9 protein-coding genes are annotated in these 7,177 nt (G+C 68.4%); 5 read left to right on the top strand and 4 right to left on the bottom strand.

Annotated elements, in window-relative coordinates:
- On the top strand, positions 1-225 hold a 225-nt coding region (locus NBX02_RS13025), incomplete at its 5' end, for a hypothetical protein (RefSeq protein ID WP_250291516.1).
- A gap of 89 nt (positions 226-314) precedes the next feature.
- Here NBX02_RS13025 and NBX02_RS13020 read toward each other — a convergent pair.
- Positions 315-821, bottom strand: a complete 507-nt coding sequence (locus NBX02_RS13020) for a TIGR03618 family F420-dependent PPOX class oxidoreductase (protein WP_250287158.1) — start codon at positions 819-821, stop codon at positions 315-317.
- Between the two features lie 103 nt (positions 822-924).
- Entirely contained in the window at positions 925-1,977 is a 1,053-nt protein-coding gene (locus NBX02_RS13015) for an NADPH:quinone reductase (RefSeq protein WP_250287160.1), read from the bottom strand.
- Between the two features lie 159 nt (positions 1,978-2,136).
- Here NBX02_RS13015 and NBX02_RS13010 point away from each other — a divergent pair, with 159 nt between their 5' ends.
- The 3 genes from NBX02_RS13010 to NBX02_RS13000 all read left to right on the top strand — a co-directional run bounded on the left by NBX02_RS13010 (position 2,137) and on the right by NBX02_RS13000 (position 4,916).
- Positions 2,137-3,099 carry a helix-turn-helix domain-containing protein gene (locus NBX02_RS13010; protein ID WP_250287163.1) on the top strand — a complete coding sequence of 321 codons (963 nt, stop codon included), beginning with the start codon at positions 2,137-2,139 and terminating at the stop codon, positions 3,097-3,099.
- A gap of 72 nt (positions 3,100-3,171) precedes the next feature.
- Complete coding sequence (locus tag NBX02_RS13005) at positions 3,172-4,071, top strand: helix-turn-helix domain-containing protein (protein ID WP_250287164.1); 900 nt, start codon at positions 3,172-3,174, stop codon at positions 4,069-4,071.
- A 311-nt stretch (positions 4,072-4,382) separates the two neighbouring features.
- Positions 4,383-4,916 (top strand): RICIN domain-containing protein, encoded by a 534-nt coding sequence (locus NBX02_RS13000; protein WP_250287166.1) that lies wholly within the window; start codon positions 4,383-4,385, stop codon positions 4,914-4,916.
- Positions 4,917-5,024: 108 nt separating this feature from the next.
- Here the strand turns inward: NBX02_RS13000 and NBX02_RS12995 are convergent, their stop codons facing one another.
- Both NBX02_RS12995 and NBX02_RS12990 read right to left on the bottom strand, forming a co-directional pair.
- Positions 5,025-5,720: an SDR family oxidoreductase gene (locus tag NBX02_RS12995; protein WP_250291514.1), complete on the bottom strand. Its 696-nt coding sequence runs from the start codon at positions 5,718-5,720 to the stop codon at positions 5,025-5,027.
- Positions 5,721-5,746: 26 nt separating this feature from the next.
- The gene (locus tag NBX02_RS12990) at positions 5,747-6,010 is read right to left on the bottom strand and encodes a hypothetical protein (protein WP_250291513.1); all 264 of its coding nucleotides are present in this window, start codon (positions 6,008-6,010) and stop codon (positions 5,747-5,749) included.
- 250 nt (positions 6,011-6,260) lie between these two features.
- Here NBX02_RS12990 and sigJ point away from each other — a divergent pair, with 250 nt between their 5' ends.
- The gene (gene sigJ / locus NBX02_RS12985; protein WP_250291511.1) at positions 6,261-7,139 is read left to right on the top strand and encodes an RNA polymerase sigma factor SigJ; all 879 of its coding nucleotides are present in this window, start codon (positions 6,261-6,263) and stop codon (positions 7,137-7,139) included.
- Positions 7,140-7,177 lie beyond the last annotated feature (38 nt).

Below are 7,177 nucleotides of genomic sequence, written 5' to 3'. Positions count from 1 at the left end.
GATTCCAGTGGTGACAGACGGTGTCATGAGAGCAGGATCCGCCGCCGGAGCAGGGGAAATCCGGCGCGGTCGTACATCTGCCTCTTGATCGGGACAACGTTCGGGACTGACGGCCATGAGGACGAGGCTGGAACGACGAGGAGGGCAGACGACCGGATCAGCCACCCCAGCAGCTTGACGAAGATGAGGGTGTCAGCTCCTCCGGAGCCGTTCCGGGGTGTCTGAGGTCTCTGTGATCCGGTCGTATGGGTTCCTGCTGACGGGAGGGTCCGGGGTCAGGATCGCTGGTAATGGGCGAGTGCAACGGTGCTGTGTCAGTCCGCCCACGGGCCGACGCCGCCGACCCGCTCGACCGCGATCCGAATGATCATTCCGGTTTCGGAGCCGCGGTTCCTGAAGGGGTAGACATCGGTGCCGAGGTAGCGCTGGGCCAGGGTGTCCATGAGTGCGGTGAATTCGTGTGGGATCCCTGGGCCGAGGAGGGTTGCTCGGCCCCGTACGGTGAGGTATTGGGTGAGGCCGTCCGCGGTTCCGTCGGCGGTTCGCTCGTTGTCGTGGATGATGACCGTCGCTCGCGGGTCCCGGCGCAGGTTGCGTACTTTCCGGCGATGCTCCTCCACGCCGAAGACGAGGCTGCCTCTGTCGAGGGCCATCCACACCAGCGAGGCCTGCGGCGTACCGTCAGGGTCGATCGTCACGACGGTTGCCTCCCGGTCCGATGCGAACAGCCGGTGGGCGCTTGCGGGCAACGCCGGCATCCCTTTCCCGTCCGGGTGCTCTCCTTGCCGGTCGGGGTGCTCTGTTGTTGTCTGGCTGGTCATCAGGGCTGTTCCTCGTTCTACGGGTGCACGGTTCCTGAAGGGCGCCGCGACGTGGACAGGGCCGGATTGTCCGTGTCGCGGTGACGCAGGCCCTGTTCGGTGATTACCGCGAGGCCGGTGGCTTCGGTTGTTCGTCATGGTGGATGTCGATGAGGACCTTCCCGACCGCGCCGCCCTCGACCGCGTCGTGCGCGGCGGCTGTCCCGGTCAGCGGGAAGCGGTGCAGCGGCAGCCCGGCGTCTTCGCCGGTCCGCAGGGCGCCGGCGGCCACGGCGGCGTTCACGTCCTCGATGGCTTGGTGTTTCGCCGTGTCGGGCATCGTGTAGACGAGCACGAACTGCAGGCGGGTGTTGGCGAACATGTGCGGCTGGAGGGGAACGGTCAGCTGGGAGCCGCTGGTGTCGGCGTAGATGGCGATGACCCCGTTCGGGGCTATGACCTGCTGGTTGAGCGCGGCGTTCACGACGGGGTCCACCTCGACCACTATGTCGACGCCGTCGGGGGCGGTCTTGCGTATCGCTTCGGCCGCGTCCGGCGTGCGGTAGTTGATGACATGGTGCGCGCCGGCCGCGGAGGCCAACGCTGCCTTCCGCGGAGAGCTGACGGTGGAGACGACGTTCGCCCCGGCCCAGCGCGCCAGCTCGATCGCGGCGTGCCCGACCGCTCCCGCGCCGCCGGCGACGAGCACGGTCCGGCCGGCCAGCGCCGATGGTCCGAGGACGGACGGGCCGTCCGGGTGGACGGTGAGGGCGCGGTGCGCGGTCAGGGCTGGGATGCCGAGGCTCGCCCCGAGGTCGAACGAGGCAGCCGGGGGCAGCGGCACCGCCTGGCGTGCGGGTAGTACCACCGCCTCCTGCGCGGTGCCGTCAGCTCGCTGCCAGGTGGCCTCCCAGATCCACACGCGTTGTCCTATCCGCGTGGGATCCACTCCCTCACCGACCGCGTCGACGGTGCCGGCGCCATCCTGGTTGGGAACCTGACCGGCCGGCGGGAGCGACGAGCCCAGCGCTCCCCGGCGCACCTTCCAGTCCGTCGGGTTCACCCCCGACACGGCGACGCGGACCCGGACCTGACCCGGCCCCGGCTCGGGCTCCACCCGCTCTACCAGCCGCAGCACATCGGAGCCCCCGATCCGTTCGTACACGATCGATTTCACGCGGCGTTCCTTCCAGGAGAACCAGGACAACCAACGGGCACGTCGGCACGCCCCCGTCTCCGCCTCCCCTACGCGGGGAGCCGGACCACCACGTCAGGATGACCCGGCACCTGATCCGCCGGAAGTGGCCCGCAAGACACCATCCGATAGGATCTGGCCATGCATCGGGTCGCCGTGCTCGCCCTGGACGGAGTCATCCCGTTCGAACTCGGCATTCCAGGGCGGATCTTCACCGCCGCCATCGGGTCAGCTGGCGAGCCGCTTTACGAGGTGATCGTCTGTACCGTCGACGGCCGGCCGGTCCGCACCGATGCGGGGTTCAGCATCGCCGTCGACCACACGGCCGGGGTCCTCGCGGCGGTGGACACCGTCGTCATCCCACCCGTCCATCCACTCGAGATCAACATGGCCGGGCGGTTGCCCGAGCTGGTAGCCGGCGCGCTTGCCGGCATCCCGGCGGGTACACGCATCGTGTCGATCTGCACAGCCTCGTACCTTCTGGCCGCCGCGGGCCTGCTCGACGGCCGCCCGGCCACCACCCATTGGTTTGAGGCCGACCGCTTCCAGCGGATGTTCCCCCGGGTGAAGGTCGATCCTGACGTGCTGTTCGTGGACGACGGCGATGTGCTCACCTCGGCGGGTGCCGCCTCCGGCATCGATCTGTGCCTGCACCTCGTCCGTCGCGACCACGGCAGCGAGGTCGCCAACCGCGTGGCCCGTCTCTGCGTTGTGCCGCCATGGCGTGATGGGGGACAGGCCCAGTACATCGAACATCCCGTCCCGCCGCCATCGACCGCCAGTACCGCTCCCGCCCGCGCCTGGGCGCTCGAGCGGCTGCCGGAACCGCTGTCCCTGGCTGAGCTCGCCGCCCACGCGGGCATGAGCGTACGCACCTTCACCCGGCGGTTCCGCGACGAAGTCGGCCTGACCCCCGGCCAGTGGCTGACCGGGCAGCGGCTGGAACGCGCCCGGCACCTTCTCGAAAGCAGCGACCTGCCGATCGACATCGTCGCCCGACAGGCTGGGTTCGGCACCGGCGTCTCCCTCCGGCAGCATTTCCGCGCCTCCGTCGGCGTCTCGCCGGCCGTCTATCGGCGTACCTTCCGCACCCGGAACCGGTGACCCGCGCTTCCCGCACACCGGTGAGATTCGCGATACCCATGCCATGTCATGTCCCGATCGGAAGGAACGGGGATGCTGCACTTTATCAGCCCTGCAGGGGATGCGGAGATCGCGTTCGCCCGGCCGCATCCCCGGCTGCGCCCGGGAGTGCATCTCTACCGGGGGCACCGGATGCACCTGCTGCGCCCGCGGCGGAAATTAGAGATTCCTGTCAGTGCGGTGACCCTCGTTCTGGGATTTGCCGAGGAACTGCGCGTGAGCGGCGTTGGCGAAGGGGTGGCGGTGGACAGTTACGCGTCTTTTCTCGCCGGGCTCCAGACGCGGGCCAAAATAGTTGAGAACAGCAGAAGCCTGTACGCGGTGGAAGTGGTCCTCATGCCGTGGGTGGCGTTCACCCTGTTCGGTGTGGCCATGCACGAGGTGGCCGAGCGTGTCGTGGATCCGGGTGATCTTCTTGGTGGCGGTGTCCGTGACCTGACCGGGGCACTGGCGGCCCTGCCGGACTGGGAGCAGCGGTTCGCGTTGCTGGACACGGTGCTCGCGCAGTGGATCGACCGCGGGCCCGTCCACTCGCCGCGGGTGGTGTGGGCCTGGCAGCAGCTGATCCGTACGGGCGGGACGATCCCCATCGCCCGACTGGCCGCGGGGACCGGCTGGGGACGACGTCAGCTGGAAAACCGCTTCCGGGAGCAGATCGGCCTGTCACCCAAGGCGGCGGCACGGGTGCTGCGGCTACGGCGCGCACTGCGGCTGCTGGCCACCGGTACGGCGCCGGTGCAGATCGCTGCGACCTGCGGGTTCAGTGACCAGGCGCACTTCGCCCGCGAGTTCAAGGCCATGACCGGCTCCACCCCGCGCCGCTTCCTCACCGACCGCAACGCCGCTCCCGTCGGACCGGGGCCCTGGGAGCGTTGGGACCGGATGCCCGGAGAGGTCACCAGCGTCATGTTGAGCACCGGGCTTCCCGCCTGAGCCCGCGGCGCGAGACCGACAGGCTGGCCGAGCCGGGCTGCGGGGGTGCGCGTTTATTCAATACACGACCGCATCGTGGGTGCCACGATGTGCCGTGTCCTCGCTACCGAGGTCCCGGTGGTAACCGCACCGAGAACCGGCATCAACAACGTGCGGTTTTCCGGCAGTGCCAGATGGGGCCCCGGCGGATACAGGAGAGAGCGCGCGCAACGTCCGGCGACCGGCCACCCCGAGAAACTGATCTTGTATATCGGCCCTGGCTGTCGCCGCACGCGCTTTTCCGGGAATGCTGACCATGAGGAAGGAAAAGTATGCGCAAAAAGCTCGGCATCAGACGTCTGCGTCGAACCGCTGCCGGTCTGCTGGCTACCGCGGCTCTGGCTGTCTGTGGCGTTGCCATGACGGCTGGCCAGGCCTCGGCGGCCACTACCTACTGGACCTACCAAAGCCAGTACAATGGCGATTGCCTGACGGCCTCGGCGACAGGCAGTGGTGTTTTCACAGCCACCTGCCATGGCTGGCAGTCACAGGACTGGGACTGGATTGGTTCTGCCAATGCATACGGCCAGCACCAGTTGAGCAGCCGGACCAGGGGCCTCTGTCTGACAACCGATGCCAAGTCGGACCGGAACGCTGTCTGGCTGAGTTCCTGCAACGGCGGGCAAGGCCAGTACTGGGATAACGATCTTCCGCCTTATCTCTACGCCGATGGATATTTCTGGAGCAATAGCCTGCGCATTTCTCCGGAGAGCGACGCCGTCTACACCTCTGATGCGCAGAAAGACTGGAACGTTTACGGCATCCCTTACACGACCCATTACTGGAGCGCAAGCTCTCATCAGTGAGCGGCACAGGCCCCTCCGGTGCGGTGACGCCGTTCGGATAAGCCCGGTCGCTCCCGATTCCAGAAGGTGTGAACGATGCCCTGGGCGGGGCATCGTTCACACCGGATGTCAGTCCCGTTTGAATGCCTCCCGGCGCAGCAGCTGGAACAGCGTGGGGGCGCCTTCGGAGGTTGTCACCGCGGCGGCCTTGCGCACGAACCGGGTATCGGCCGCCTGTTCGAGCAGGCTCGCGGCAAGGTCGGTGCGGCTGGTGAAGACGCCCGGCGCCTGGTCCTCGTGAAGCTCGTAGTCCGTCACACCGGGCGCGTCGAAAAGGCCCGAGGGGCGCATGACCGTCCAGTCGAGGCCGCTGCCGCGCAGGAATTCCTCCATGCGGCGCATGTCGGCGTAGGTCGTCTTTCCGATCGTCGCTGTGATCAACGGCTGGAGAACCCGGTTCAGCAGGAAACCGCCGTCCGCGTGATGGTGCGGCTCGGCGGCGCTCGAGCTCACCACGGCCACTCGCTTGACCCCGTGCCGCACCATCGCGGCGGTGATGTTACGGATGCCGTCGCTGTAGATGGTGACCGGCTTGCGGGTGAACGGCACACCGAGCGTCGACAGCACGACGTCGGCGCCTTCGACGGCTCGGTCGACGGCCCGCGCGTCGTACGCGTCGGCTTCCACGACGTCGAGCCGTTCATGCGTGACCGGGAATTCCGCCGGCCGCCTGGTCACCGCGGCGACGTGATGACCGGCGGCCAGCGCCTGTCCGGTCAGCAGCCGGCCGGTCGGCCCGTTGGCGCCGAAAACGACGATCCTCATGGCTACGCTCCTTCTGAATGATCCGTTCATGTGATGGTGCCCACCGTGCGGTAATATTTGGGCGCCCATATCCAGTGGTAGAGGAACCTGACGGGTGGCGGCAGCATCCCGAGAACGTTGGCCTGTGTTCCCTCGGATGCGCCGTCGAGCAGCCACGGGAGGAATTCCGCGCCCCCACGCAGGCCCTGCGTTTTACGAATCGTCGTGGTGAACGCCGCCCATCCGCCCATCCGCCCATCCGCCCATCCGCTCAGGCGTTCGGCCCCCGCGCCACTGGTGGCTGCGTCCAATTCACGATCCCTTCCATGTGCGGCCGCCGTGGCCGCCGGCTCGGGGCCGGCCCGTCCGGCCGTCATCTCTCTGTCGGATCCCGACGGGCGGATGTGACTGTCGCCCCCGTCACCCGTCGGTACCGCTGTCGACGGCATCCAGGACCCGGGACCGGTGGGCCGGACCAGATGCGGCCGGCCAGCCCCGTCACATCGGCGGCGCCGGATTCGTCATTGCTCAGGAGAGGCTCGATCGAAGGAGCGGTGGCCCGTGGACGACGCGACCTGGCAGGCCGAGCAGTTCGAGCGACAGCGCCCGCGGCTGCACGCGGTCGCCTACCGCATGCTCGGTTCGCGCAGCGAGGCCGAGGACGCGGTCCAGGAGGCGTGGCTGCGCCTGAGCCGCTCCGACGACGATGCGATCGGCAACCTCGGCGGCTGGCTGACAACGGTCGTGGGACGGGTGTGCATCGATATGCTGCGTGCCCGCCACGCCCGCCGGGAGGACTACGCCGGCACCTGGCTACCCGAGCCGGTCGTCAGCGTCGACGACAGCGACGGCCCGGAACAGCAGACGCTGCTTGCCGACTCCGTCGGCCTGGCCCTGCTCGTCGTGCTCGAAACGCTCACCCCGTCCGAACGGCTCGCGTTCGTCCTGCACGACATGTTCGCCGTACCGTTCGAGGAGATCGCCTCGATGCTCGGGCGGACACCCGCCGCGGCCCGTCAGCTCGCCAGCCGCGCCCGACGCCGGGTGCGAGGCAGCCCGACCGTCCCGGACGCCGATATCGCCACGCAGCGTAGGGTCGTGGCCGCGTTTCTGGCGGCATCCCGCGCCGGTGACTTCGACGCCCTCGTCGCGGTACTGGATCCCGACGTCGTGTTCCGCGTTGACACCGGCTCACGCACCCGGCCCGTGCCCGCCCTGCTCACCGGTGCCACGGACGTCGCACGGCAGGTCGCCGTCCAGGGCCCACGCTTCGCACGGCACTGCCAGCCGGCGCTGGTCAACGGCACCGCCGGGATCGTCGCCCGGACATCGGCCGGCATCATCGCGGTCGCCGGCCTCACCGTGATCGAGGAGTGTATCGCCACGATCGACCTGATCCTCGACCCCGACAAACTCAACAACCTGCTCCTGGCCGACTAGAACGAGGATCTCCCGGCCGGCCCAGCTCATTTTCCCTA

It is taken from the genome of Protofrankia sp. CiP1_Cm_nod1 (assembly GCF_920888515.1).
Lineage (GTDB): Bacteria > Actinomycetota > Actinomycetes > Frankiales > Frankiaceae > Protofrankia.
The sequence above is the reverse complement of the archived record's forward strand: the minus strand, read 5'-3'. Positions and strand labels throughout refer to the sequence as shown.